The sequence below is a fragment of the Streptomyces sp. NPDC005863 genome, assembly GCF_042871345.1.
Classification (GTDB): Bacteria; Actinomycetota; Actinomycetes; order Streptomycetales; family Streptomycetaceae; genus Streptomyces.
The window spans coordinates 774,112-798,808 of the sequence record NZ_JBIAII010000001.1 but is presented as its reverse complement, the minus strand read 5'-3'; the positions used below and the strand labels follow the sequence as shown (position 1 = coordinate 798,808).

Sequence of the window (24,697 nt, the reverse complement as noted above, 5' to 3'; positions counted from 1 at the left end):
GGCCAGGGCCCCACCCGGAACCGGCCGCGCCCCGCTCGGGTCAAGGGGGAGGGCGGGCCGGTTCCGGTGAGCGGGGCCGGTCCGGAGGGGTGGCCGGGCCCCGGTCCACACAGCTGTTGGCTTCGGTCAGAGCGACTTGCGTGCCCCCGGCAGGGCCAGTTCCGCCGGTGTCTCCGGGTAGTGGCACGCCGTCAGGTGGCCCTCGCGGTTGCCGTCGATCCGGACCAGCGGCGGCGTGTCCGTCGCGCACTTGTCCGTCGCCTTCCAGCAGCGCGTGCGGAAGCGGCAGCCGGAGGGCGGGTTGACGGGGGAGGGCACGTCGCCCGTCAGCAGGATGCGCTCGCGGCGCGGGACGTCGTCCGGCGTCGCCTCGGGCACCGCCGACAGGAGCGCCTTCGTGTAGGGGTGGCGCGGGTTCCCGTACAGGCTCTCGCGGTCGGCGATCTCCACGATCCGGCCCAGGTACATCACGGCGACCCGCTGCGAGAAGTGCCGTACCACCGCCAGGTCGTGGGCGATGAACAGGAACGCGATCCCCAGGTCCTTCTGGAGCTGCTGGAGCAGGTTCACCACCTGCGCCTGGATCGACACGTCGAGCGCGGAGACCGGCTCGTCCGCCACGATCAGCTTCGGCTCCAGGGCCAGCGCGCGGGCCACCCCGATGCGCTGGCGCTGGCCGCCGGAGAACTCGTGCGGGAAGCGGTTGTAGTGCTCCGGGTTGAGGCCGACGGTCTCCAGGAGCTCGCGGACCCGGGCCTCCCGGCCACCCGCCGGGGTGATGCCGTTGACCTCCATCGGCCCCGAGATGATCTTGCCCACCGTCTGGCGCGGGTTCAGCGACGCGTACGGGTCCTGGAAGATCATCTGGATCTCCGAGCGGACCGGCGCCAGCTGCTTGCGCGAGGCGTGCGAGATGTCCTGGCCGCGGTAGGAGATCCGGCCGCCGGTCGGCTCCAGGAGACGCGTGATCAGCCGGCCCGTCGTCGACTTGCCGCAGCCGGACTCGCCGACCAGACCCAGGCTCTCGCCCTCGGCGACGGTGAAGTCGAGCCCGTCCACCGCCTGCACGGCGCCGATCCTGCGCTTGAACGGGAAGCCCCCCATGATCGGGAAGTGCTTGGTCAGCCCGCTGACGTCCAGGAGGGGAGTGCTGTCGCTCATAGTGGTCAAGTCCAGTCTCTTGTACGTCAGTCGGTGCGCGTCGTGGCGAAGTCCGCGAAGAACTCCGTGCGCTGCTCCGCCGTCAGGTGACACGCCGCGCCCCGGCCGTCGGTCAGTTCGAGGAGCGGCTGCTCGCCGGAGCAGCGCTCGCCCTCGACCTGCTCGGTGAAGGCGCACCGCGGGTGGAAGCGGCACCCGGAGGGCGGGTTCAGCAGGCTGGGCGGCGTCCCCGGAATGGGCGAGAGCGGCACGTCGACCGGCCCTTCGAGCGACGGCATCGAGCCCAACAGGCCCCAGGTGTACGGGTGCTGAGGCGCCCGCAGCACCTCCTTCTTGGTGCCGCGCTCCACGCACCGCCCGCCGTACATCACCAGGACGTCGTCCGCGATGTCCGCGATCACACCCAGGTCGTGGGTGATGAAGATGATCGCCGTGCCGAACTCCTGCTGCAGGTCCTTCAGGAGGTCCATGATCTGCGCCTGGACCGTCACGTCGAGCGCCGTGGTCGGCTCGTCGGCGATCAGCAGCGCCGGGTTGCAGACCAGCGACATCGCGATCATCGCGCGCTGGCGCATGCCGCCGGAGAACTGGTGCGGGTAGTCGTCCACGCGCAGGTCCGGCTGCGGGATGCCGACCTTCGTCAGCATCTCGATCGAGCGGTCCCTGGCCTCCTTCTTGGAGGCACCGGTGTGCTTGCGGAACGTCTCGCCGATCTGCCGGCCGATGGTGTGGTACGGCGACAGCGAGGCGAGCGCGTCCTGGAAGATCATCGCCATCTTGTTGCCGCGCAGCCGCTCCAGCTCCCGCTCGGTGGCGGTGAGCAGCTCCTGGCCGTCGAGCAGGATCTCGCCGTCGATGGCGGTGCTGTCCTTGTGGTGCAGGCCCAGGATGGCGAGGTTGGTGACCGACTTGCCGGAGCCGGACTCGCCCACGATGCCGAGGGTCTCGCCCTTCTCCAGCTCGAAGTCGAGGCCGTCGACGGCCTTGACCATGCCGTCCTCGGTGGAGAAGTGGACGCGCAGATCGCGTACGGACAGGAAGGGGGTGGCGCTCATCAGATCTCTCTCCCTGAGCCCTAGGCGAGCCGTACGCGCGGGTCGATCAGCGCGTACACGGCGTCGACGATGATGTTGAAGACGACGATCGCCGTGGCGGCGACCAGGACGACACCGAGCAGCATCGGCAGGTCGCTGGTGTTGACCGCGCGGACCGACAGATCGCCGATGCCGTGCAGGGCGAACGTCTTCTCGGTGATGATCGCGCCGCCCAGGAGTACTCCCAGGTCGAGGCCGAAGATCGTGACGATCGGTCCCATCGCGCCCCGCCAGGCGAACCGGAAGAAGACCGCGCGGGCGGAGAGGCCCTTGGCCCGCGCCGTGCGGACGTAGTCCTCGCTGAGCGTCTCGACCAGCTGGGAGCGCGTCATCCGGGTGTAGTTCGCGGTGAAGATCAGCGAGAGGACGAGCCAGGGGATCAGCAGCCCGGAGAACCAGTCGCCGGGCTCCTCGGTGAGCGGCGTGTACTGGGGCCGGTCCATCCACTGCAGCTGGTACGTGAAGAGGTACACGGCGAAGACGCCGACGACGTAGATCTGCAGCGAGGAGGCGATCAGCGAGGCGGAGGAGGCGATCTTGTCGACCAGCTTGCCCTGCTTGACGGCGGCCAGCATGCCGGTGCCGACGCCGAAGATGACGAAGACGAAGGCCGCGCCCAGCGAGAGGGAGAGGGTGGTGGGGAAGCGGTCCAGGATGGTGCCGAGCACCGGCTCACGGTTGCGGAAGGAGTAACCGAGGCACGGCGCGGGGCAGTTGCCGAAGCTGGCGTAGTCACGGCCCACGAACAGGCCCTCGAACCAGTGCCAGTACTGCACCGGCAGCGGATCGGCGATCCCCAGGTTGTGCCGCACCAGGTCCAGGGTCTGGGGCGAGCAGACCTTGCCGCAGGCCAGCCGGGCCGGGTCGCGCGGAGCGGCGTAGAAGAGTACGAAGACGAGAACGCTGATGATCAGCAGGATCACCGCGCCACCGACGATGCGGCGAAGGAGGAAGCGGAGCATGGCAGTTGGGTTTCCTGACGGATGCCGTGGGTGAGGAGGGGACGGGGCGGTCCTCCGTGCGGAGGGGCCGCCCCGTCACTGGGGCCGCTCGTCAGGCCTTGATGTAGGTCTTGTAGATCAGCGTCGCGGCGAACTGCGGGTCGTGCTGCGCCCCGCCGACCTTGGAGCCGTGCAGGTAGAAGCGGCGCTGGTAGGTCTCAGGGATGATCGGCACGACCTCGGTCATGATCTTCTTGTCGAGCTCGGCCCAGGCCTTGCCGGCCTCCTTCTGGTCCGAGATGACCGCGTTCTTCTTGATCGCCTCGTTGATCCAGGGGATGTCGGTCTGCGAGATGTTGTTCTGGCCGTCGCCGATCGCGTCGCCGTCGAAGAGCGGCTGGATCAGGGTGTAGGCGGTCGGCCAGTCCGGGGACCAGCCGAACCACATGACGTCGAACTTGTTGTCGATGCGCTGCGCCTGGTCGTAGTAGTCCGTCGAGTTGAGCGGCTTGATGACCGGGTCGAAGCCCGCGGCCTTCAGCGCGTTCTCGATGACGACCTTGGTCTTGTCGTACGTGGGGCGCTGCGGGAAGGCGTAGACGATCTTCTGGCCGAGCTTGCCGGCCTTCTTCAGGATGGCCTTGGCCCGCTGCGGGTCGCCGGCCGGCTTCTTCAGCTTGCCGAAGACGTCGAACTTCTCGCGGCCGATGATGTCGGGGCTGAGGATGGTGGTCGCCAGGTCGCCCGCCGACTCGCCGCCGTAGATCCGGCGGATCTGCTCCAGCGGCCACGCGACGTTGAGGGCCTTGCGCACCTCGACGTCGGTGATGCGCTTGCAGTTGATGGCGTAGTAGTACGTGCCGGAGGAGAGGCCGTTGAAGGACCGCTTCTTGACCGCCGGGTTGGTGAGCACCTTCTGCATGCGCTCGGCCGGGATGTTCTCGTAGAGCGCGATCATCTGCTTGTCCTTGCCCTGGTCCGCTATGAAGCGGTCGCAGGAGTCAAGGCCCGTCGGTCCGAACTCGAACTCGAAGCTGTCCGGGTAGGCGTTGCGGATCGGGTCGGTCTTCGCGTCCCAGTGCTTGTTGCGCGTCAGCGTCATCGACTTGTCGATGGAGCGGTGCTTGACGATGTAGGGGCCGCAGGAGAAGGGGGCCTTGTCGTACTTCTCCTTGGTGTCGTGCTTGACGGGCACGGGAGAGTACGAGGTCATCGCCAGCGTGAAGTTGAAGTCCGGGCGGGCTTCCTTCAGCTTGAAGGTGATCGTCTTCTTCGCCTTGTCGATGGTGATCGAGTCGAGGTGGTCACCGCCGTACGGGCCCTTGTACCCCTCACGCCACTTGGAGCCCTTGCCGGTCAGCGCCATCTGGACGTACGCGGCGCCCTCGGTGATGAACGACGCCCAGGAGCGCTCGAAGCCGTGCCGGACGTCCTCGACGGTCAGTTCGCTGCCGTCCTGCCACTTCAGGCCGTCCTTCAGCGTGAACGTCCAGGTCTTGTTGCCGTCCGACGCCTTGCCCGCGTCGGTGGCCAGGTCGCCGACCAGGGTCATGTGGCCCTTGTCGTCGACGTAGTAACCGGTGAGGGCACGCGCGTAGAGGTTGGCCACCGAGGAGTTGTACGCGAAGTAGATGCGCTGCGGGTCCATGTGCGACACGTCGTCCTCGGCGACGCCGTAGATCGTGCCGCCCTTCTTCGCGCCGGGGGTCTCGGGCGCGGGTCCCTTGGAGTCGTCGGCGGTGCCGATCTTGACGGAGGCGCCCGTGTACTCGGTGGCGCCACCGTGGTTCCCGGAGCCGCCGTCGCCCGAGCCGCCGCTGCTGCAGGCGGACAGGACCATCGAGCCGCCCGCCGCGACCGATGTGGCGATGACGAAGTTTCTGCGGGAGAGAGACATGTGGCTACCAACCCTGATTGTCGAAGTAGAGGAGCGGAGGGAGCGGCCCGGCACTGCCCCGTCGTGGGCGCCGGGCGTGGGGAGTGTCAGCGTTTGGTCTTCGGGTCCAGCGCGTCGCGCACGGAGTCGCCGAGGAGGTTGAAGGCGACCACGAAGATCACCATCGCGATGCCCGGGAAGGCCATGTACGTGATGTCCTGCTCGTACACCTCGGAGGCGCGCTGGATCATCACGCCCCAGTCGGGAGTGGGCTCCTGAAGTCCCACGCCGAGGAAGGCGAGTCCGGCCTCCGCGGTGACGAACATGGGCAGGGCGAGGGTGGCCTGGATGAGGATCGGCGTCCACAGGTTGGGGAGCAGTTCCTTGAAGATGATCCGGGCCGGCGAGGCTCCGGTGACCTTCGCCGCCTCCACGAACTCCCGCTCGCGCAGGGCCAGCACCTCACCGCGCAGCAGGCGGGCGATGGACGCCCAGCCGAAGGCCGTCATCACCGCGATCAGGCTGGTGACCGTCAGCCAGGTCGGCGTCTTGTCCTCCGGGGCGACCACCACGGAGATCATCACGGGCCAGAAGGCGATGAAGAAGAGCGTGGAGGGGAAGGCCAGAAGGATGTCGATGACCCGGCCGATGAAGTAGTCGGTCTTGCCGCCGATATAACCGGCCGTGATGCCGACCGTGATGCCGATGAGCGTCACCAGGATCGTCGTCGCCGCGGCGATCAGCAGCGAGTTGCGCATGCCGTACAGCAGGAAGGTCAGCACGTCGCGGCCCAGCTGGGGCTCGATGCCGAACCAGAACTCGGCGTCCATGCCGCCGTTCGGCTTGATCGGGTAGCTGAACTCGTTCATCAGGCTCGGGTCGTTCACGCCGTACGTCGTGTACGGGTCCTTGCCGTAGATCTTCGAGATCAACGGCGCACCCAGCGCCACCACGAAGAAGAAGATCACGACACCCGCCGCGATCACGCCGGACTTGTCCCGCTTGAACCGCGTCCAGGCGAGCCGCCCCGGCGAACGGCCCTTGCTGCCCTGGTCCTTGGGCGAAGGAGGAATGCCGTCGATCTTGTCCGTCACTTCAAGCGTGGCGGCAGCGGCGGGAGTTGGCGAGGTCATGGCGCTCCAGGCCCGGAGGGGTCATCAGGAATCCGCAGGACAACCAGCACCTACGGGGCTAGCCGCGACTTTCGCAAGGCGTTTCCTACGCGGTCAATGAATCGTCAGGCGCTTTGGGCCGCTCTTGGGATCCTTGAGCAAGACTTGAGGAAAACATGGGCATGACATTGCCTTCGCGTAATCAAGCGTGATGGACAAGGTGGGGCGCTCTCCGGCAAGCCGGGCAATGAGTCCGATATGCGGGCGCGGACGTCTCGGAATGCGTACATCCGGATGGGCTCGGACTCATACGGGTGGGGTAAATGTGCGGTTCATGTCGCTTGCGGCGATATTTGGCGGTACGTGTGTCGGACCGCCGCGGCGGTCGCCGGCGCGGAAGGCCGGGACGGCACGGACAGCAAGAAGGCCGGGACGGCAGGAACAGCACAGGACTGGAGGACTCCATGCGTGGAGCCACGCACGCCAAGTGGGCCGCATGCGCGGTGGCGGTCGCCCTCGCGGCGACGGCCTGTGGTGGCGGGGGGAGCGGCGGCGGCGGTGGCGGCGACGGCACCGGCATCGTGAGCTCCTCCTGGGGCGACCCGCAGAACCCGCTGGAGCCGGCCAACACCAACGAGGTCCAGGGCGGCAAGATCCTCGACATGCTCTTCCGGGGTCTCAAGCGGTACGACCCGAAGACCGGCGAGGCCAAGAACATGATCGCCGAGTCCATCGACACCAAGGACGCGCAGAACTTCACGGTCAAGATCAAGAAGGACTGGACGTTCAGCGACGGCGAGAAGATCACCGCCAAGTCCTTCGTGGACGCCTGGAACTACGGCGCGAACCTGAAGAACAACCAGAAGAACGCCTACTTCTTCGGCTACATCGACGGCTACGACAAGGTCCACCCCGAGAAGGGCGAGCCGAGCGCAAAGACCCTCTCCGGGCTCAAGGTCGTCGACGACACGACCTTCACCGTCAAGCTCGGCCAGAAGTTCTCCACCTGGCCCGACACCCTCGGCTACCCGGCCTTCGCGCCGCTGCCCAAGGCGTTCTACGACCACCACGACGCCTGGCTCTCCAAGCCGGTCGGCAACGGCCCGTACACCGTGGACTCGTACACCAAGGGCTCCAAGATGTCCCTGCGCAAGTGGGACAAGTACGCCGGCCCGGACAAGGCGAAGAACGGCGGTGTGGACATGAAGGTCTACACCGACAACAACACCGCCTACACCGACCTGATGGCCGGCAACCTCGACCTCGTCGACGACGTCCCCGCCTCGCAGCTCAAGAACGCCAAGAACGACCTCGGCGACCGCTACATCAACACCCCCGCCGGCATCATCCAGACCCTGGCCTTCCCCTTCTACGACAGCAAGTGGACCAAGCCGGGCATGGAGAAGGTCCGCCAGGGCCTGTCCATGGCGATCAACCGCGAGCAGATCACCGAGACGATCTTCCAGAAGACCCGGACCCCCGCCACCGACTGGACCTCGCCGGTGCTCGGCAAGGACGGCGGCTACCAGGACGGGCTCTGCGGCGACGCCTGCGAGTACGACGCCGCGAAGGCCAAGAAGATGGTCGAGGACGGCGGCGGCATCCCCGGCGGCACCCTGAAGATCTCGTACAACGCGGACACCGGCTCGCACAAGGAGTGGGTCGACGCGGTCTGCAACTCCATCAACAAGGCGCTCGGCAAGGACAAGGCCTGCGTCGCCAGCCCGGTCGGCACCTTCGCGGACTTCCGCAGCAAGGCCTCCAAGCAGGAGCTCGACGGGGCCTGGCGGGCGGGCTGGCAGATGGACTACCCGCTGATCCAGAACTTCCTGGAGCCGGTCTACTTCACCGACGCCCCGTCCAATGACGGCAAGTTCTCCGACGACAAGTTCGACAAGCTCGTCAACGAGGCCAACGCCGAGACCGACACCGGCAAGGCCGTCTCGACGTTCCAGGACGCCGAGAAGATCCTCGCCCAGAAGATGCCCTCCATCCCGCTCTGGTACCAGAACGGCAGCGCCGGCTACTCCGACAAGGTCTCCGACGTCTCGCTGAACCAGTTCAGCGTGCCCGTCTACAACGAGATCAAGGTCAACTGAGACGCCGGGAGCGGTCGTACGGGTCCCGCGAGGGCGCCCGGCGGCCGCTCCCCCCGATTTCCGGAGCCCCCATGGGACGTTATGTGATCCGGCGTCTGCTGCAGATGATCCCGGTCTTCTTCGGCGCCACTCTGCTGATCTTCCTGATGGTGAACGTGATGGGCGACCCCGTCGCGGGCCTGTGCGGCGACCGCAAGTGCGACCCCGCCACGGCCGCCCAGCTGAAGAAGGAGTTCGGCCTCGACAAGCCGGTGTGGCAGCAATACCTGACGTACATGGGCAACGTCTTCACCGGCGACTTCGGCACCGCCTTCAACGGCCAGAAGGTCACCGAGCTGATGTCGGCGGCCTTCCCCGTCACGATCCGGCTCACCCTCGTCGCCATCGTCTTCGAGATCGTCATCGGCATCTCGCTCGGCGTCCTCACGGGGCTGCGGCGCGGGCGTCCCGTCGACACCGTGGTGCTGCTGCTCACCCTCGTGGTGATCTCCATCCCCACCTTCGTCACCGGCCTCGTCCTGCAACTCCTTCTCGGCGTCCAGTGGGGCACCATCAAACCCTCCGTCTCCAGCGAGGCCCCCTTCAACGAACTCCTCATCCCCGGCCTCGTCCTCGCCTCGGTCTCCCTCGCGTACGTGACCCGGCTGACCCGCACCTCCATCGCGGAGAACCGGCGCGCCGACTACGTCCGCACCGCCGTCGCCAAGGGCCTGCCCCGGCGCCGCGTCATCGTCCGGCACCTGCTGCGCAACTCGCTCATCCCGGTGGTCACCTTCATCGGCACCGACGTGGGCGCGCTGATGGGCGGCGCGATCGTCACCGAGCGGATCTTCAACATCCACGGCGTCGGCTTCCAGCTCTACCAGGGGATCCTCCGCCAGAGCACCCAGACCGTCGTCGGCTTCGTGACCGTCCTCGTCCTGGTCTTCCTGGCGGCCAACCTCATCGTCGACCTCCTGTACGCCGTACTCGACCCGAGGATCCGCTATGCCTGAACCCCAGCAGCCCGAGCGCGCGATCGCCGCGACCGGCATGGGCGGCGCGATGGACCTGGCCACCAGCGAGGCGACGACGCTGGAGAAGACGCCGGGCGGGCCCGAGGGCGGCGGCCCCTCGGCGCCGGCCCGCAGCCTGTGGTCCGACGCCTGGCGGGACCTGCGGCGCAACCCGGTCTTCATCGTCTCGGGCCTGATCATCCTCTTCCTCGTCGTCATCTCCCTGTGGCCCTCGCTCATCGCCTCCCGCAACCCGCTGGACTGCGACCTCGCCAACGCGCAGAAGAGCTCGGCGCCCGGCCACCCCTTCGGCTTCAACGAGCAGGGCTGCGACGTCTACACCCGGGTCGTCTACGGCACCCGGGTCTCGGTCACCGTCGGCGTCTGCGCCACCCTCGGCGTCGCGCTCATCGGCAGCGTGCTCGGCGGGCTCGCCGGGTTCTTCGGCGGGACCTGGGACGCGATCCTCTCCCGCATCACCGACATCTTCTTCGCCATCCCCGTCGTCCTCGGCGGCCTGGTGCTCCTGTCGGTGGTCACCAGCTCCACGGTCTGGCCGGTGGTCGGCTTCATGGTGCTGCTCGGCTGGCCGCAGATCTCCCGCATCGCGCGCGGCTCCGTCATCACCGCCAAACAGAACGACTACGTGCAGGCGGCGCGGGCGCTCGGCGCCTCCAACTCCCGGATGCTGCTGCGCCACATCACCCCGAACGCCGTCGCCCCGGTCATCGTGGTCGCCACCATCGCGCTCGGCACGTACATCGCCCTGGAGGCGACCCTCTCCTACCTCGGCGTCGGCCTGAAGCCGCCGACCGTCAGCTGGGGCATCGACATCTCGGCCGCCTCCCAGTACATCCGCAACGCCCCGCACATGCTGCTCTGGCCCGCCGGGGCGCTCGCGATCACCGTGCTCGCGTTCATCATGCTCGGCGACGCGGTGCGCGACGCCCTCGACCCGAAGCTGAGGTAGGCGCCCATGGCAACCGTGGCATCGAAGGCACCCGCCCCCGGGGAGCCGCAGGCGGCGAAGCTGCTCGACGTGCGCGATCTGCACGTGGAGTTCCGCACCAGGGACGGGGTCGCCAAGGCCGTCAACGGCGTGGACTACAGCGTCGCCGCGGGCGAGACGCTCGCCGTGCTCGGCGAGTCCGGCTCCGGCAAGTCCGTGACCGCCCAGGCCGTCATGGGCATCCTCGACACCCCGCCCGGAAAGATCACCAAGGGCGAGATCCTCTTCCGCGGCCAGGACCTGCTGAAGCTGAAGGAGGACGAGCGGCGCAAGGTCCGCGGCGCCGGGATGGCGATGATCTTCCAGGACGCGCTCTCCTCGCTGAACCCGGTGCTCAGCGTCGGCGACCAGCTCGGCGAGATGTTCGTCGTCCACCGGGGCCTGTCGAGGAAGGATGCGCGGACCAAGGCCGTCGAGCTGATGGACCGGGTGCGCATCCCGGCGGCCAAGGAGCGCGTCGGACAGTACCCGCACCAGTTCAGCGGCGGCATGCGCCAGCGCATCATGATCGCCATGGCGATGGCGCTCGAACCCTCGCTGATCATCGCCGACGAGCCGACCACCGCCCTCGACGTGACGGTCCAGGCCCAGGTGATGGACCTGCTCGCGGAGTTGCAGCGCGAGATGAACATGGGCCTGATCCTCATCACCCACGACCTGGGCGTGGTCGCGGACGTCGCCGACACCATCGCCGTGATGTACGCGGGCCGCATCGTCGAGCGGGCCCCCGTCCACGAGATCTATCGGGCCCCCGCCCACCCGTACACGCTCGGGCTGCTCCGCTCGATCCCGCGCCTGGACCAGAAGGGCCGGGACCTCTACGCGATCAAGGGCCTGCCGCCGAACCTCATGAACATCCCGCCCGGCTGCCCCTTCCACCCCCGCTGCCCGATGGCCCAGGACATCTGCGTGAGCGACGATCCACCGCTCGCGAGGGTGACGTACGAGGGGCTCGTCGCCGAACGCAGGAGCGCCTGCCACTTCTGGAAGGAGACGCTCGATGCGGCACGGTGACAGTGGTGCGCACGTCAGCAGGAAGGATCTGGAGGACGAGGGCGAGACCGCGCGGCAGCTGATGGACAAGGCCCGCGGCGAGATGGACTTCGCCGCGCACGGCTCGGAGTCCGGGCACGAGCCGATCCTCCAGGTCCGCGGCCTGGTCAAGCACTACCCGCTCACCCAGGGCGTCGTCATCCGCAAACAGGTCGGCGCGGTCAAGGCCGTGGACGGCGTCGACTTCGACCTGGGGCAGGGCGAGACGCTCGGCATCGTGGGGGAGTCCGGCTGCGGCAAGTCCACGGTCGCGAAGATGCTCGTCAACCTGGAGCGGCCGACCGCCGGCGAGATCCGCTACAAGGGCGAGGACATCAGCAAGCTGTCCGGGCGTGCCCTCAAAGCGGTGCGGCGCAACATCCAGATGGTGTTCCAGGACCCCTACACATCCCTGAACCCCCGGATGACCGTGGGCGACATCATCGGCGAGCCGTACGAGATCCACCCCGAGGTGGCCCCCAAGGGTTCGCGACGTCAGAAGGTCCAGGAACTCCTGGACGTGGTGGGGCTCAACCCCGAGTACATCAACCGCTACCCGCACCAGTTCTCGGGCGGCCAGCGTCAGCGCATCGGCATCGCCCGCGGTCTGGCGCTGCGCCCCGAGATCATCGTCGCCGACGAGCCGGTCTCGGCCCTGGACGTCTCCGTCCAGGCCCAGGTCATCAACCTGATGGAGAAGCTCCAGGACGAGTTCGACCTCTCCTACCTCTTCATCGCGCACGACCTGTCGATCGTCCGGCACATCTCGGACCGGGTCGGGGTGATGTACCTCGGCCGGATCGTCGAGATCGGCACCGACGAGGAGATCTACGAGCACCCGACGCACCCCTACACCCAGGCGCTGCTCTCCGCCGTCCCGGTCCCCGACCCCGACGCGCGCGAGCACCGGGAGCGGATCATCCTCACCGGAGACGTGCCCTCGCCCGCCAACCCCCCGTCCGGCTGCCGCTTCCGCACCCGCTGCTGGAAGGCGCGGGAGCGGTGCGCCCTTGAGGTGCCCGCGCTCGCGGTGCCCGCGGAGTTCCGCTACGAGGACGGGCCCGCGGCGCACGACTCGGCCTGCCACTTCGCCGAGGAGAAGCAGGTCGTGCCGTAGTCCGCGGGCCCGCGCCCGGTCACAGCCCCAGCGACCGCTTCAGGAAGTCGACCTGGAGCAGCAGGAGGTTCTCCGCGACCTGCTCCTGCGGGGTCATGTGGGTGACCCCGGACAGCGGCAGGACCTCGTGCGGGCGGCCCGCGGCGAGCAGCGCGGAGGAGAGCCGCAGCGAGTGCGCCACCACCACGTTGTCGTCCGCCAGGCCGTGCACGATCAGCATCGGGCGGTGCGGCTCTGCGGCCTCCACGAGACCGTCGTCCCAGATCAGGGAGTTGTGACGGTACGTCTCCGGCGAGCGGTTCGGATCGCCCAGGTACCGCTCCTCGTAGTGCGTGTCGTAGAGCCGCAGATCCGTCACCGGGGCGCCGACCACCGCCGCGTGGAACACGTCCGGGCGGCGCAGCGCGGCCATGCCGGCCAGGAAGCCGCCGTAGGACCAGCCGCGGATCGCCACCCGCTCCAGGTCGAAGGGGAACGTTTCGGCGAGCGCGTGCAGCGCCTCGACCTGGTCGTCCAGGGTCAGGGTGACGTCGTTCTTGATCGACTTCTCCCAGCCGGGGGAGCGGCCCGGGGTGCCGCGGCCGTCCGCGACGAGCACCGCGAACCCTTGGTCGGCGAACCACTGGGAGGTCAGGAAGACGTTGTGCGCACGCTGGACGCGCTGCCCGTGCGGGCCGCCGTACGGATCGAGCAGGACCGGAAGAGGCCCGTCCGTCTCCTTGTAATCCGTGGGGAGCAGGACGGCGCACGGAATCCTGCGCGTGCCCCCTTCGGTGAGCGTCACGCGCGGCGTGAGCCCCGGGCGCTCGGCGTGTGAGGCGACGGTCGCCACCTGCTTGCCCTCGCGCAGCACCTGGACCTGAGCGCCGGGCCGGTCGAGGGTGGCCGACACCAGGACGGTGAGGCCGCCCGCGCGCACCGCCGCGTGCACGCCGGGCTCCTGCGAGACGCGCTCCACGCCCAGTTCGTTGACCCGGTAGACATGGATCTCGCCGGTCTCCGGGTCGGCCGCGGCCGGGCCCGCCGACGCCGAGATCAGGACATCCTGCTCGGTCACGTCGAGCACCGCGCGCACATGCAACTGCGGCCCGGTCAGCGGCCGTTCGCCCCAGGCCAGGACGCGGGCGCCGGCCTCGTCCGCGATCCGCACCATCTTGCCGCTGGGCGACCAGCACGGGGAGCCGGGAAAGAGTTCCAGCCAGTCCGGGTCCTCCTCCGCGTGCACCATCCGCGTCGACCCGTCGTCCGGATTCACCGCGAGGTACAGCTGGCTGCCCTGGTCACGGGACTGCACGAGCAGCAGCGGCGCGCCGTCCGTCGACCAGTGCACCCGCGCGAGATAGGGGAAACGCGCCCGGTCCCAGACCACCTCGGTGCGCGAGCCGTCCAGGCCGAGCACGAAGAGGCGCACGTCCGCGTTGGGCGTGCCCGCCGCCGGGTACGCGACCTGCTGGGGCGCGCGGTCCGGGTGCGCGGGGTCGGCGATCCACCACCGCTGCACCGGGGCGTCGTCCACCCGCGCGACCAGTAGCCGGTCGGACTCGGGAGACCACCAGAAGCCCCGTGAACGGGCCATCTCCTCGGCCGCGATGAATTCCGCCAGACCGTAGGTGACGGTCTCCTCCCGGCCCGTCTCCGGCTCCGCGAGGGCCCGGTCGCCCGTGCCGTCGGCGCCCGTCACGCGCAGGGCGCCGCGCGCCACGTACGCGATGTGCCGGCCGTCGGGCGAGGGCCGCGGGTCGATCACCGGGCCGGGGACGGGCAGTTCGCGCGCGGTGTCCGCCCGCAGCCCGGCCGTGAAGAGGCGGCCGGAGAGCGCGAACGCCGCGAGCTCCACCGCCGCGTCCGTCGCGTAGCCGACGATGCCCCCGCCGCCCTCACGGCTGCGCTCGCGCCGCGCGCGCTCCTCGGCGGACAACTGTTCGTCCGCGCCGCCCAGAAGCCGGTGCGGGTCGGCGGCCACGCGCTCGGTGCCCCCGTCCGACACGTCCAGGACCCACAGTTGGCCGACTCGATCGACGCTGGAGGACGAACGGAGAAACGCGACGCGCGAGCCGTCCGGCGCCGGAGTGAACGCGCGCGGCGCGCCGAGGGTGAAACGCTGGGTGCGGGCGTGCTGACGCGGGAAGGAGAGCCGCTGTGCCGGGCTCTCGTCGGGCCTGGGAATTCCGGGGTTCTCGGTGGTCATCCTCCGAGCCTATGGCGCATGCGCCCCCCTGTGCTGCCGTGCTCCGAGTCATGCGTCCACACGGATAGTTATGATCCGTAGCGCTTGGTGGGTATGAACCTGCTGGCGTCCGCACTGGGTTACGGCAACGACTTGGAGGTGACCGCCGTGGCACTCTCGATCTCGGCGGTGGTGCTGCTGGCGATCATCGTCTTCCTGTTGGTCAAGAAGTCCGGTCTCAAAGCGGGGCACGCGGTCGTCTGCACGCTGCTCGGCTTCTACCTGGCGAGCTCGTCCGTCGCGCCGACCATCAACGAGCTGACGACCAACGTGGCGGGGATGATCGGCGACATCAAGTTCTGAGCCGGGGGCTCGTAGGGTGGTCCCATGACGGAACTGCCCGCCCGGCGCCTGCTGCTCGTACACGCGCATCCCGACGACGAGTCGATCAACAACGGCGCGACCATGGCCAAGTACACGGCCGAGGGCGCCCATGTCACGTTGGTCACCTGCACGCTGGGCGAGGAGGGCGAGGTCATCCCGGCCGAGCTCGCCCACCTCGCCGCCGACCGCGAGGACTCCCTGGGCGCCCAGCGCATCGGGGAGCTCTCGGCCGCCATGAAGGCGCTGGGCGTCACCGACCACCGCTTCCTCGGCGGCACCGGGCGCTACCGCGACTCCGGGATGATGGGCGTCGAGCAGAACCACCGCCCCGGCGCCTTCTGGTCCGCCGACCTCGACGAGGCGGCCGCGTACCTCGTCGAGGTGATCCGCGAGGTGCGCCCGCAGGTCCTCGTCACGTACGACCCCGACGGCGGGTACGGCCACCCCGACCACATCCAGGCGCACCGCGTCGCCATGCGCGCCGCCGAGCTCGCCTCCGAACCGGCCTTCCGCGCCGACCTCGGCGAGCCCCACGCCCTCGCCAAGATCTACTGGAACCGCGCCCCGCGCTCCGTGGTCGAGGAGCGCTTCTCGCGGCTGCCGGACGCGCTGCGGTTCTCGCCGTTCACCGCGCCGGCCGCCGTCGCCGACGTGCCGGGCGTCACGGACGACGAGCGGATCACCACGGAGATCGACGGCAGCGCCCACGCCTGTGCCAAGGCGGCCGCGATGCGCGCCCACGCCACCCAGATCACGGTGAGCGAGCCGCTCTTCGTCCTCTCCAACCAGCTCGCCCAGCCGATCTTCGACGTGGAGTATTACGAGCTGGTTCGGGGGGAAGTGTCCGCAGAGGGATCGTCCCGGGAGACGGATCTCTTCGCGGGACTCGAAAGGGTGACGGATGTGGCTGAGGTGACCGTGCTGTGAGTACGCGATCCCGTGCGTCGTCGGGGGCGGGTTCCGCGAAGCCCGCCGGTGCGAAGCCCGCCGCCAAGAAGCCGGCCGCCGCGAAGTCCGTCACCCGGAATCCCGGCGCCGCGCCCCCGGGCAGCTTCCTCGCACAGCCCCTGCGGGCGGGGCGACTTGCCGCTTATGCCGGACTCTTCGTGCTCGGCGCCGCCATCGGTGTCGCCGGGGCGCTCGTCCAAGGCGGCTTCTTCCCCGCCGGGTTGCTGCTCGCGCTCCTCGGCGCGGCAGGCCTCTTCTACGGGGGGTCGCGGGCGACCGGCACCAGAGCCGGGGCGGTGGCGCCCGCCGCGGGCTGGCTGGTGGCGGTCATGCTGCTCACCGCCACCAGACCGGAGGGTGACTTCCTCTTCGGCGCGGGTCTCGGCTCGTACGGCTTCCTGCTCGGCGGAATGGCCGTGGCTGTGATGTGCGCCACGCTCGGGCAGGGGCCGCAACCGAGCGGTCCCGCCGCCCGACTTGGCAAGTGACGTACCACTTCGGCCCGTGTCCCGCACGGGTTTGACGCCGGTCACAGGATGAGTGCCGACGGCGGCCAGTATGGTGGTGCGGCCGCCGAGCCTCCCCAACCTCCGGCCGGGGGGACCCCGGATGAGGTCGAGACGGGCGGCGGAGTCAACCAGGAGAACCTGCCTTGAGTCGTGAAACTGACAGTTCGTCCTCCGGCCCCCAGGGGCGCGGTGGAGCCGCATACCCCTCGGGGACGCCGCCCTACGGCTCCCCGGCCCAGGGCGCCGGCGCCGACGGCGCGGACGGAGCGCGGCGGCAGGCCGCCGAGGAGCGGCCCGACGAACCCGAGACCCAGACCACGCTGACCACCCGCATCCGGATCAACATCCCCGGCTCGCGGCCCATCCCGCCGGTCGTCATGCGCACGCCCGTCGGAGACGACGACGCGCGCGGGATCTCCCCGATCGCGGACGGCGAGGGCCGCGGCGACGCCGGCGCTCCGGGCGCCCCGGGCGCTCCCGGCGCGGGCGGCACCATGGGGTCCGGATCGCCGCTCGCCGGAGGGCCGGGGTCCGGTTCCGCTTCCGGTGCCGGCGCGGGTGCGGGCGGTGGCTCGGGCGACGGCGGTACGGGAGCTTCCGCGGCGGCCGACGAGAAGACGAGCGACTGGTTCGCCCCGCGCAAGCCGGCCCGGCCCGAGGGGGGCCAGGGCATGGGCTCCGGGGCGTCCGGCGCGAACGGCTCCGGTGGCGCGGGCAGTTCCGGCGGCCCGGGTGGTTCCGGTCATTCCGGTACGGGCTCCTTCGACGTGTCCGGCGCCGTGGCGTCGGGTCCGCTCGGCACGGGTGGTGCCCCGCAGGGCGGTGACGCGCAGCGCGGCGACCTGCCGTACTTCTCGGCCGGTTCGGGCTCCCGGGACGCGCTGGACTCCCGCAACCCCTCCGGCCCGACCGGCGGTCCCGTCACCGGTGACAGCCCCCTGGCGCCCCCCGGCTCCGGGCCCCGCCCCGCCGCGCCCGGCGGATCGGGCATTCCCGGCGCCCCTGGTGCCCCCGGCGGGCCCGGTGCCCCCGGCGCCCCCGCCAACTCCGGGGTGCGCCCGCCCCGTTCCGGTGCCATGGGTGACGACACCGCGATCCTGACGCCGCAGAAGGCCGGGCCGGTCTCCCCGACCGGTGGCCCGACCGGGCCCGGTGGCCCGGCCGGGCCCGGGGGTCCTGTTCCCGGAGGCAACGTCTCCGGCGAGACCCTCACCAGCGGCATCCCCGTGGTGCCGCCCGCGCAGGACAACTCCCCGTTCGGGCAGGGCCCGCAGGGTGACGGGCCGGTCCCGCACACCCCGCCGAAGCTGCCCGACCCGGTGCGCTCGGACGTGCCGCCCGCCGCCCCCGCGCCGAAGACGAAGAAGGCCAAGAAGAAGGGCCGCAGCAAGCTGGTCCTGCTCGCGGTCGCCGTGGTCGTCGTGGCCTGCGGCGCGTACGGCGCGGGCCTGTTGATGAACCACGCCGACGTCCCGAAGGGCACCACCGTGCTCGGCGTCGACATCGGCGGCGGCACCCGCGACGAGGCCGTCAAGAAGCTCGACGACGCCATCGGCGCCCGCGTCACCAAGCCCCTGAAGCTCTCGGTGGACGGCTCGCCCGTCGCACTCAAGCCGGACCAGGCGGGCCTGACCGTCGACAGCCAGGCCACCGTCCGCGAGGCCGCGGGCAGCGACTACAACCCCGTCTCCGTGATCGGTTCGCTCTTCGGCGGCCAGCGGGTCGTCGAGCCCGTGATGCCGGTCGACGAGGAGAAGCTGGCGGCCGCCCTGGAGCGCGCCGCGGGCGGCTCGGGCACGGCGAAGGAGGGCACGGTCAAGTTCGAGCCCGGCAAGGCCGTGCCGGTCTACGGCAAGGTCGGCAAGGGCATCGACCCGAAGGCGTCGACCACGGCCGTCGCTGACGCGTACAAGAAGCAGGTCGAGACGGGCAGCGCGGGCACGGTCCAGGTGCCGACCACCACCCGCAGGCCGACGGTCTCCAAGGCCGAGGTCGACAAGTTCATGACCCGGTTCGCCGAGCCGGCCATGTCCGCCAACGTCACCATCAAGGCGGGGACCAGGTCGATCCCGTTCGGCCCGGCCAAGTCGCTGCCGAAGATCTTGGAGACCCAGGTCGTCAACGGCGGCACCCTGGAGGTGCACTACAACCTCGAGGAGCTCAAGAAGCTGTACGGCAACGTCTTCGACGGCGTGCTGATCCAGCGCGGCAACGGCGACAAGACGCCGGTCCAGCCCACCGACGTCGCCCAGGCGATGGGCAAGGCGCTGGTCGGCAAGACGCCCGCCGCCCGGATCGGCGTGATCGAGACGAACGCCAGCTGACGCGCTGACGTGAGCTGATCCTCGTACGCGGGCTGATCCTCGTACGCGAGCTGATTCTCGTACGACCACGGAGGCCGGACGGCCTTCCCGGGTGACCGGGAGAACCGTCCGGCCTTCGGCATGACATCTGTCATCCCGGAGACACCACATCCGACACTGCCGCCGCCACCTGCGGTTTTGTGACGATGGTGGACATGAAGACGACGACAGCACCGCCCGCCGCCGCCGGGGCCACGGCCCCGGCCACCGCCGCGGTGAGCTTCGAGCGGGTGACCAAGAGCTACGGGGAGGTCCGCGCCGTCGACGGCCTGACCCTCGACCTCCACCCGGGCGAGACGGTGGCCCTGCTCGGGCCGAACGGCGCGGGCAAGTCCTCCACCCTCGACCTGCTGCTCGGGCTGCGGCGCGCGGACAGCGGGACGGTACGGGTCTTCGGCACGGCACCGCGCGAGGCGATCGCGGCGGGGCGGGTCGGCGCGATGCTGCAGAGCGGCGGCCTGATGGGCGAGGTCACCGTGCGCGAACTGGTCACGCTCGCCTGCGACCTGCACCCCAGGCCGCACCGCGTGAACGACGTGCTCGCCCACGCGGGCATCACCCAGATCGCGGAGCGCAAGGTCGACAAGCTCTCCGGCGGCCAGGAGCAGCGCGTCCGCTTCGCGCTCGCCACGGCCGGCGCGGGCGACCTGATCGTCCTCGACGAGCCGACCACGGGCATGGACGTCACCGCCCGCCAGGCGTTCTGGGCCACCATGCGCGAGCAGGCGGACCAGGGCCGCGCGGTGCTGTTCGCCACGCACTACCTGGAGGAGGCCGACGCGATCGCCGACCGCGTCCTGGTCCTGCACCGCGGCCGCCTCCTCGCGGACGGCACCGCCGCCGAGATCAAGGCCAGGGCGGGCGCCCGCAAGGTCGCCTTCGACCTGGAGGGGCCGGTCGACACGGCCGCCCTGAAGGGACTGCCGTTCCTGACCACACTGGATGTCTCCGGGCGGTCCGTCCGCATCCAGTCCACCGACGCCGACGCCACCGTGCACGCGCTGTACGGGCTCGGCCTCTACCCCCGCAACCTCGAAGTCGCCGGGCTCGGTCTCGAGCAGGCCTTCGTGGCCATCACCGAGGCCGAGGAGGCCAGGACCCGATGACGAACGCCTTCGCCTCGCGCAGTCTCATCAAGCTGGAGATCGTCCGCGCGCTGCGCAACCGCAAGTTCCTGTTCTTCTCCGTCATCTACCCCTCGGTGCTCTTCGTGATCATCGCGGGCAGCCAGAGCACCGCCGACAAGGTCCCCGAGACCAATCTGTCCGTGCCCGCCTTCATGATGGTCTCGATGGCGTCCTTCGGCGCCCTCACCGCGGTCCTCATGGGCAACAGCGAGCGCATCGCCAAGGAGCGCGAGAGCGGCTGGGTGCGGCAGCTGCGCCTGACGGCGCTGCCCGGGCGCGGCTACGTCCTCGCCAAGACCGCCAGCGCGGCGGTGGTGAGCCTGCCGTCGATCGTCGTGGTGTTCGCGGTCGCCGGGATCTTCAAGGGCATCCGGTTCGACGCCTGGCAGTGGCTGGCGCTGACCGGCGCCATCTGGGCCGGCAGCCTCTGCTTCGCCGCGCTCGGTGTGGCCATCGGCTACCTGGCGAGCGGTGACGCGGTCCGCCCGATCACGATGATCATCTACTTCGGGCTCTCCATCCTGGGCGGCCTGTGGATGCCGGTGACGACGTTCCCGCACTGGCTGCGGGAGACCGCGTCCTGGCTGCCCACCCACGCGTACGCTGCCCTCGGGCAGGCCATCGAGCTGGGCGAGGCACCGCACGCGAAGGACATCACGCTTCTGGTGGCCTACTTCCTCCTCTTCGCGGGCGGCGCGGCCTGGCTGTACCGGAAGGACACCTTGAAGGCGTGAGCGAGACCGAGACCGGGACCCCGGGCGAAAAGGCCGCCGCGGGCCATGAGTTCCACCCCGTGTACACGTTCGGGCGGCCGCCCCAGGGCCGCCGCCAGTTCCTGGCCAAGTCGGCCTGGATCGGCGTCTGGCTGGTATTCCTGAGCGCCCCCGTCAAGGATCTGGCCGACGGCCACCATACGGCCCTCGCCACGGTGCTCGGCTCGCTCGGCCTCGCGCTCTTCGTGGGCTGCTATCTGACCCTCGTCTTCCGCTACACCACCAAGATCCTCCAGTGGGGCCCGGTCGCCGCCTCCTTCGGGGTCCTCGTGGCGCTCGCGACGGTGCTCGGCCTCAGTCTCGGCGACCACTGGCTCGGACTCTTCGTGTACGTCTCGGTCTCGGCGGGCGCCGTCCTGCCGATCCGGTACGCGCTCTGGGTCATCCCCGCGGTCACCCTCCTGATGATCGTGGTCGGCCTGCGCGACGACGGCCTCGGCGACCTGATCACCAACCTCGGGGTGATCACCCTCCTGGTGGGGTTCGCGATGTCGGGCGTGCGCGAGTTGATCCGTACGACGGTGCAGTTGCGGCAGGCCCGCGCCACCGTCGCCCAACTGGCCGCGAACGAGGAGCGGTTGCGCCTCGCCCGCGACCTGCACGACCTGCTCGGTCACTCGCTCTCGCTGATCACCCTCAAGAGCGAGCTCGCCGGGCGGATGCTCCCCACCGACCCCGACAAGGCCGCGCAACAGGTCGCGGACATCGAACAGGTCAGCCGCCAGGCCCTGGTGGACGTGCGCGAGGCCGTCTCCGGCTACCGCAGGCGCACCCTCGCCGGTGAACTGGCCGGCGCCCGCACCGCGTTGACCGCCGCGGGCATCGACCCGGAGGTCCCGCTGGAGCCGCCCGCCGACCTGCCGGGCGAGGAGGCGGAGGCGGTGCTCGCCTGGGCGCTGCGGGAGGCGGTGACCAATGTCGTGCGGCACAGCGGGGCGCGGCGCTGCACGGTGCAGTTCACGGCACGTCAGACGCTGGCGGGGCGCCTTCTTGAGCTCTCCGTGGAGGACGACGGGGCGGGCGGCGCGGGGGCGCTCGCGGGCAACGGCCTGACGGGCCTCGGCGAACGCGTGGAGGCGGTCGGCGGGGTCCTGGAGACGGGTCCCGCGGGCCGCCGCGGCTTCCGCCTTGCGGCACGGGTGCCGATGCGGGACGCGGCCGTAGGATCCCCCTCATGAGCAGCGGGAACAGCGGGAACAGCGGAAACAGCGGGAGCAGCGAGGCCGGCGCGAGCGGTGCGGGCGGCTCGGACGGTACGGACGGTACGGGCGGTTCGGGGGACGTCATCAGGATTCTGCTCGCCGAGGACCAGGCGATGGTCCGTGAGGCGCTCGCCGCGCTGCTCGGCCTCGAACCGGACATCGAGGTCGTCGCCCAGGTGTCCCGCGGCGACGAGGTGCTCGCTGCGGTGCGCGCGCACGCCGTGGACGTCGCCCTGCTCGACATCGAGATGCCCGGCATGACGGGCATCGAGGCGGCGGCCCAACTCCGCGCGGAGTTCCCCGCGTTGAAGGTGGTCGTGCTCACCACCTTCGGCCGCCCCGGCTATCTGCGCACCGCCATGGAGGCGGGCGCGCAGGCGTTCCTGGTCAAGGACGCCCCCGCGGCGCAGCTCGCCGCCGCGGTGCGCAAGGTGCTCGCGGGGGAGCGGGTCATCGACCCCACGCTGGCGGCGGCGGCGCTCGCCGAGGGCGCCAACCCGCTGACGGACCGCGAGCGCGAGGTGCTGCGCGCGGCGGCCGACGGCGCCGGCAACGCGGAGCTCGCCAAGGCCCTGCACCTCTCCCAGGGCACCGTCCGCAACTACCTCTCGACGGCGATCCAGAAGCTCGCCGTCCGCAACCGCGCGGAGGCGGTCAGGACGGCACGGGACAAGGGCTGGCTCTGAGCCGCGGAAGGCTCCGGTCGTGCGGAAACCGCCCGACCAATGGCTGCCCCGGCGCCGTCAGTTGAGCATTGCCCGTGCCGCCCGCGCCTGCTGCCGCACCCGTTCCGCCGTGGTCGGCTCGACCGTGGAGACCACGTCGGCGTACGCGTCGAGCTCCTTCGCGCCGCCGAGGAAGTCGCCGCGCTGGACGAGGAGTTGGGCTCGTTCGTAGCGCAGCCGGGCGGGGTGGGCGGGCAGCAGGAGCGACAGTTCCAGGGCCCAGAGCGCGACTTCGGAGCGTTCGGGGCGGGCGGCGGCCCAGGCGCGGATGTTGTTGAGGATGCGCTGCACGATGTTGAGCGGATCGGCGGGCGTCAGCATCGACGGCTGGATGCCCGTGCCCGCCGCGCCGGCGACGAGGTGCTCCGCGTCGGCGCCGGTCAGCAGCCGTCCGCCGTCGAAGGGATCGGCGAGCACCTGCTCCTCGCGGGGGCCGAAGCCCACGACGAAGTGCCCCGGCAGCGCCACCCCGTAGACGGGCGCGCCCGCCCGCCGCGCGACCTCCATCCACACCACGGAGAGCAGGATCGGCAGCCCCCTGCGACGCCGCAGGACCTGGTGCAGGAGCGAGGAGTCGAGCCGCTGGTAATCACCCGGCGTCCCCTCGAACCCGCACTGCTCACCGAGGAGTTCGGCGAGCGCGAGCGCCCACGCGCGGGGTCCGCCGGGGCGGAACGGCAGCAGCCCCGCGAGACGGTCGAGCTCGATCCCGGCGGCGTCGAGGCCCTGCTCGTCGAGCGAGGGGTCCGCCTCGGCGCCGATCAGCAGGCACAGCAGCGCGAGATCGGGCCGCTGTGACCTCGCCTCTTCGGCGAACCGCCGCCGCCATTCGCCGGACTCCGCGTGCATACGTGCCTCGTGTCTGCCCTCGCCGGGCGCTGTCTCCGTGCCGTGCTCTGCTCTGTCGTGCCGTTCTCGGTGTGCCGTGTTCCGCCGTGCCGCTGCCCGGTGCGCGCTCCCGTGCTCCGCCGCGCCCCGCCGGGCCGGTGCATCCCGCTCAGGCGGGGCCGTACCGATAGTGGTGGTAGGCGTGATGCGCGGTGAAACCCATCCCGCCGTACAGCGCCCGCGCGCCGTCGTTGGCCTCCTCGACCTGCAGCCAGGCCGCCGACGCGCCCTCGGCCAGGGCCTGCCGGGCCAGCGCGGTCATCACCATGGTGGCGAGCCCCTGGCGCCGGTGCTCCTCGGCCACCTCGACCGCCATGAAACCCGCCCAGCGACCGTCCACCACACACCGCCCGATCGCGGCCGGGGCCGCACCGCTCCCGGGCACGGAAGCGAACCATACCGAGGGCCCGCTCGCCAGCACCTTGCGCACATGCGCCCCGGGCTCCGTGGACCGCTGGTACCGGCGCAGCCAGGCGTCGTCGCAGGCCCGCGAGAGCTCCACGCGCGTCACGTCCGCGGCCAGATCCCCGACCGGCGCGAGCCCCCCGATGTGCAGCTCCGCGCTCACCTCGCGCTCCCAGCCGCGCTCCACCAGGCCGGCGCAGAGCAGCTCCTGGGTGCCCTCCGCGCCCGTCGCGGTCTGCACGTACGGGGGCAGGCCGCGCTCCGCGTACCAGGCGCGCACGGCCGAAAGCGCCTCGTCGAGCGGGCGCCCCGGATCGCCGAGCGGCAGCACGGAGTTGGCCCGCCGGGTGAACCCGCCCGCGGCCCGCAGCTCCCAGTCGCCGAGCCGCTCGCTCTCCACCGGACGCCAGGCCCGCGCGGACACCCGCGCCAGCTCCTCGTAGGAGGCGGCGGGTCCGCGCCGGCGGGCGGGCGCGGCCGGCACGACCTTGCCCGCCACGAGGGACCGTTCCGGAATCCGGACGCTCTCGCCGTTCCGTCGTGTGATGTGCATTACACCGTCGTCCCACGATGCGAGAACACCCACCGTGTCGGTGAACTTCTCCGTCGCGCCCACAGCATCGCTCAAGCGCCGGACGGACACTCGTTTGCCCACGTCAGCTGGGGTGATGCGGACTTCGAGACGTCCGCCGGCAATGAATTCCACGACTCTGTGAGCCCCTCCTGTTCGGATCATGCCCGGGAACGGAGATACTAGGGGCGGGCATCGA

General features: G+C 70.5%; 21 protein-coding genes. 13 read left to right on the top strand and 8 right to left on the bottom strand.

All coding sequences use genetic code 11. From position 1 onward, the window contains the following. Positions 1 to 126: 126 nt before the first annotated feature. The 5 genes from ACFYO9_RS03375 to ACFYO9_RS03355 form a co-directional block, all read right to left on the bottom strand. A complete protein-coding gene (locus tag ACFYO9_RS03375; protein WP_358777694.1) occupies positions 127 to 1,161 on the bottom strand; it encodes a dipeptide ABC transporter ATP-binding protein in 1,035 nt (344 codons plus the stop codon). 26 nt (positions 1,162 to 1,187) lie between these two features. Further along, complete coding sequence (locus ACFYO9_RS03370; RefSeq protein WP_355803207.1) at positions 1,188 to 2,216, bottom strand: ABC transporter ATP-binding protein; 1,029 nt, start codon at positions 2,214 to 2,216, stop codon at positions 1,188 to 1,190. Between the two features lie 20 nt (positions 2,217 to 2,236). Further along, entirely contained in the window at positions 2,237 to 3,217 is a 981-nt protein-coding gene (locus ACFYO9_RS03365; RefSeq protein WP_358710270.1) for an ABC transporter permease, read from the bottom strand. A 91-nt stretch (positions 3,218 to 3,308) separates the two neighbouring features. After that, positions 3,309 to 5,093, bottom strand: coding sequence for an ABC transporter substrate-binding protein (locus tag ACFYO9_RS03360; protein WP_358777693.1), 1,785 nt, complete (start codon positions 5,091 to 5,093; stop codon positions 3,309 to 3,311). A gap of 86 nt (positions 5,094 to 5,179) precedes the next feature. Beyond that, entirely contained in the window at positions 5,180 to 6,205 is a 1,026-nt protein-coding gene (locus tag ACFYO9_RS03355) for an ABC transporter permease (protein WP_358777692.1), read from the bottom strand. A gap of 443 nt (positions 6,206 to 6,648) precedes the next feature. Between ACFYO9_RS03355 and ACFYO9_RS03350 the strand changes: the two genes are divergently transcribed. From ACFYO9_RS03350 to ACFYO9_RS03330, 5 genes are all read left to right on the top strand, one after another. Next, complete coding sequence (locus ACFYO9_RS03350) at positions 6,649 to 8,283, top strand: ABC transporter substrate-binding protein (protein WP_358710273.1); 1,635 nt, start codon at positions 6,649 to 6,651, stop codon at positions 8,281 to 8,283. A 71-nt stretch (positions 8,284 to 8,354) separates the two neighbouring features. Continuing rightward, positions 8,355 to 9,278, top strand: coding sequence for an ABC transporter permease (locus tag ACFYO9_RS03345; RefSeq protein ID WP_355803197.1), 924 nt, complete (start codon positions 8,355 to 8,357; stop codon positions 9,276 to 9,278). Continuing rightward, positions 9,271 to 10,248 (top strand): ABC transporter permease, encoded by a 978-nt coding sequence (locus tag ACFYO9_RS03340; protein ID WP_355803195.1) that lies wholly within the window; start codon positions 9,271 to 9,273, stop codon positions 10,246 to 10,248. The genes ACFYO9_RS03345 and ACFYO9_RS03340 overlap by 8 nt, the downstream gene beginning before the upstream one ends. Before the next feature lie 6 nt (positions 10,249 to 10,254). Further along, complete coding sequence (locus ACFYO9_RS03335; RefSeq protein WP_355803193.1) at positions 10,255 to 11,301, top strand: ABC transporter ATP-binding protein; 1,047 nt, start codon at positions 10,255 to 10,257, stop codon at positions 11,299 to 11,301. 61 nt (positions 11,302 to 11,362) lie between these two features. Further along, positions 11,363 to 12,436, top strand: a complete 1,074-nt coding sequence (locus ACFYO9_RS03330) for a dipeptide ABC transporter ATP-binding protein (RefSeq protein ID WP_355804168.1) — start codon at positions 11,363 to 11,365, stop codon at positions 12,434 to 12,436. A 19-nt stretch (positions 12,437 to 12,455) separates the two neighbouring features. Here the strand turns inward: ACFYO9_RS03330 and ACFYO9_RS03325 are convergent, their stop codons facing one another. Continuing rightward, on the bottom strand, positions 12,456 to 14,624 hold the full coding sequence (locus tag ACFYO9_RS03325; RefSeq protein ID WP_355803191.1) for a prolyl oligopeptidase family serine peptidase: 2,169 nt from the start codon (positions 14,622 to 14,624) through the stop codon (positions 12,456 to 12,458). A gap of 147 nt (positions 14,625 to 14,771) precedes the next feature. On the opposite strand from ACFYO9_RS03325, the gene ACFYO9_RS03320 reads away from it, so the two are divergent. From ACFYO9_RS03320 to ACFYO9_RS03285, 8 genes are all read left to right on the top strand, one after another. Then, positions 14,772 to 14,966, top strand: coding sequence for a hypothetical protein (locus ACFYO9_RS03320; RefSeq protein ID WP_055569071.1), 195 nt, complete (start codon positions 14,772 to 14,774; stop codon positions 14,964 to 14,966). A 24-nt stretch (positions 14,967 to 14,990) separates the two neighbouring features. Continuing rightward, entirely contained in the window at positions 14,991 to 15,914 is a 924-nt protein-coding gene (gene mshB, locus ACFYO9_RS03315; protein WP_355803189.1) for an N-acetyl-1-D-myo-inositol-2-amino-2-deoxy-alpha-D-glucopyranoside deacetylase, read from the top strand. 140 nt (positions 15,915 to 16,054) lie between these two features. Then, the gene (locus ACFYO9_RS03310; protein WP_355804165.1) at positions 16,055 to 16,423 is read left to right on the top strand and encodes a DUF6113 family protein; all 369 of its coding nucleotides are present in this window, start codon (positions 16,055 to 16,057) and stop codon (positions 16,421 to 16,423) included. A gap of 164 nt (positions 16,424 to 16,587) precedes the next feature. Then, positions 16,588 to 18,768 (top strand): hypothetical protein, encoded by a 2,181-nt coding sequence (locus ACFYO9_RS03305; protein WP_358777691.1) that lies wholly within the window; start codon positions 16,588 to 16,590, stop codon positions 18,766 to 18,768. A 194-nt stretch (positions 18,769 to 18,962) separates the two neighbouring features. Further along, positions 18,963 to 19,913 (top strand): ABC transporter ATP-binding protein, encoded by a 951-nt coding sequence (locus tag ACFYO9_RS03300; protein WP_358710278.1) that lies wholly within the window; start codon positions 18,963 to 18,965, stop codon positions 19,911 to 19,913. Continuing rightward, entirely contained in the window at positions 19,910 to 20,668 is a 759-nt protein-coding gene (locus ACFYO9_RS03295) for an ABC transporter permease (protein WP_355803183.1), read from the top strand. Before ACFYO9_RS03300 ends, ACFYO9_RS03295 begins: the two co-directional genes overlap by 4 nt. Positions 20,669 to 20,727: 59 nt before the next feature. After that, on the top strand, positions 20,728 to 21,885 hold the full coding sequence (locus ACFYO9_RS03290) for a histidine kinase (RefSeq protein ID WP_355804163.1): 1,158 nt from the start codon (positions 20,728 to 20,730) through the stop codon (positions 21,883 to 21,885). Further along, positions 21,882 to 22,595 (top strand): response regulator transcription factor, encoded by a 714-nt coding sequence (locus ACFYO9_RS03285; protein ID WP_358777690.1) that lies wholly within the window; start codon positions 21,882 to 21,884, stop codon positions 22,593 to 22,595. The genes ACFYO9_RS03290 and ACFYO9_RS03285 overlap by 4 nt, the downstream gene beginning before the upstream one ends. Before the next feature lie 57 nt (positions 22,596 to 22,652). Here the strand turns inward: ACFYO9_RS03285 and ACFYO9_RS03280 are convergent, their stop codons facing one another. After that, positions 22,653 to 23,483, bottom strand: a complete 831-nt coding sequence (locus ACFYO9_RS03280) for a transglutaminase-like domain-containing protein (RefSeq protein WP_358777689.1) — start codon at positions 23,481 to 23,483, stop codon at positions 22,653 to 22,655. A gap of 148 nt (positions 23,484 to 23,631) precedes the next feature. Next, positions 23,632 to 24,633: a GNAT family N-acetyltransferase gene (locus ACFYO9_RS03275; RefSeq protein ID WP_358777688.1), complete on the bottom strand. Its 1,002-nt coding sequence runs from the start codon at positions 24,631 to 24,633 to the stop codon at positions 23,632 to 23,634. Positions 24,634 to 24,697: the final 64 nt, after the last annotated feature.

Coding starts and splice junctions, on each gene's coding strand:
- ACFYO9_RS03375 (WP_358777694.1), bottom strand. CDS start 1,161: ATGAGCGACAGCACTCCCCTCCTGGACGTCAGCGGGCTGACCAAGCAC.
- ACFYO9_RS03365 (WP_358710270.1), bottom strand. CDS start 3,217: ATGCTCCGCTTCCTCCTTCGCCGCATCGTCGGTGGCGCGGTGATCCTG.
- ACFYO9_RS03325 (WP_355803191.1), bottom strand. CDS start 14,624: ATGACCACCGAGAACCCCGGAATTCCCAGGCCCGACGAGAGCCCGGCA.
- ACFYO9_RS03300 (WP_358710278.1), top strand. CDS start 18,963: ATGAAGACGACGACAGCACCGCCCGCCGCCGCCGGGGCCACGGCCCCG.
- ACFYO9_RS03330 (WP_355804168.1), top strand. CDS start 11,363: ATGGACAAGGCCCGCGGCGAGATGGACTTCGCCGCGCACGGCTCGGAG.
- ACFYO9_RS03350 (WP_358710273.1), top strand. CDS start 6,649: ATGCGTGGAGCCACGCACGCCAAGTGGGCCGCATGCGCGGTGGCGGTC.
- ACFYO9_RS03355 (WP_358777692.1), bottom strand. CDS start 6,205: ATGACCTCGCCAACTCCCGCCGCTGCCGCCACGCTTGAAGTGACGGAC.
- ACFYO9_RS03340 (WP_355803195.1), top strand. CDS start 9,271: ATGCCTGAACCCCAGCAGCCCGAGCGCGCGATCGCCGCGACCGGCATG.
- mshB (WP_355803189.1), top strand. CDS start 14,991: ATGACGGAACTGCCCGCCCGGCGCCTGCTGCTCGTACACGCGCATCCC.
- ACFYO9_RS03360 (WP_358777693.1), bottom strand. CDS start 5,093: ATGTCTCTCTCCCGCAGAAACTTCGTCATCGCCACATCGGTCGCGGCG.
- ACFYO9_RS03335 (WP_355803193.1), top strand. CDS start 10,255: ATGGCAACCGTGGCATCGAAGGCACCCGCCCCCGGGGAGCCGCAGGCG.
- ACFYO9_RS03345 (WP_355803197.1), top strand. CDS start 8,355: ATGGGACGTTATGTGATCCGGCGTCTGCTGCAGATGATCCCGGTCTTC.
- ACFYO9_RS03370 (WP_355803207.1), bottom strand. CDS start 2,216: ATGAGCGCCACCCCCTTCCTGTCCGTACGCGATCTGCGCGTCCACTTC.
- ACFYO9_RS03285 (WP_358777690.1), top strand. CDS start 21,882: ATGAGCAGCGGGAACAGCGGGAACAGCGGAAACAGCGGGAGCAGCGAG.
- ACFYO9_RS03295 (WP_355803183.1), top strand. CDS start 19,910: ATGACGAACGCCTTCGCCTCGCGCAGTCTCATCAAGCTGGAGATCGTC.
- ACFYO9_RS03280 (WP_358777689.1), bottom strand. CDS start 23,483: ATGCACGCGGAGTCCGGCGAATGGCGGCGGCGGTTCGCCGAAGAGGCG.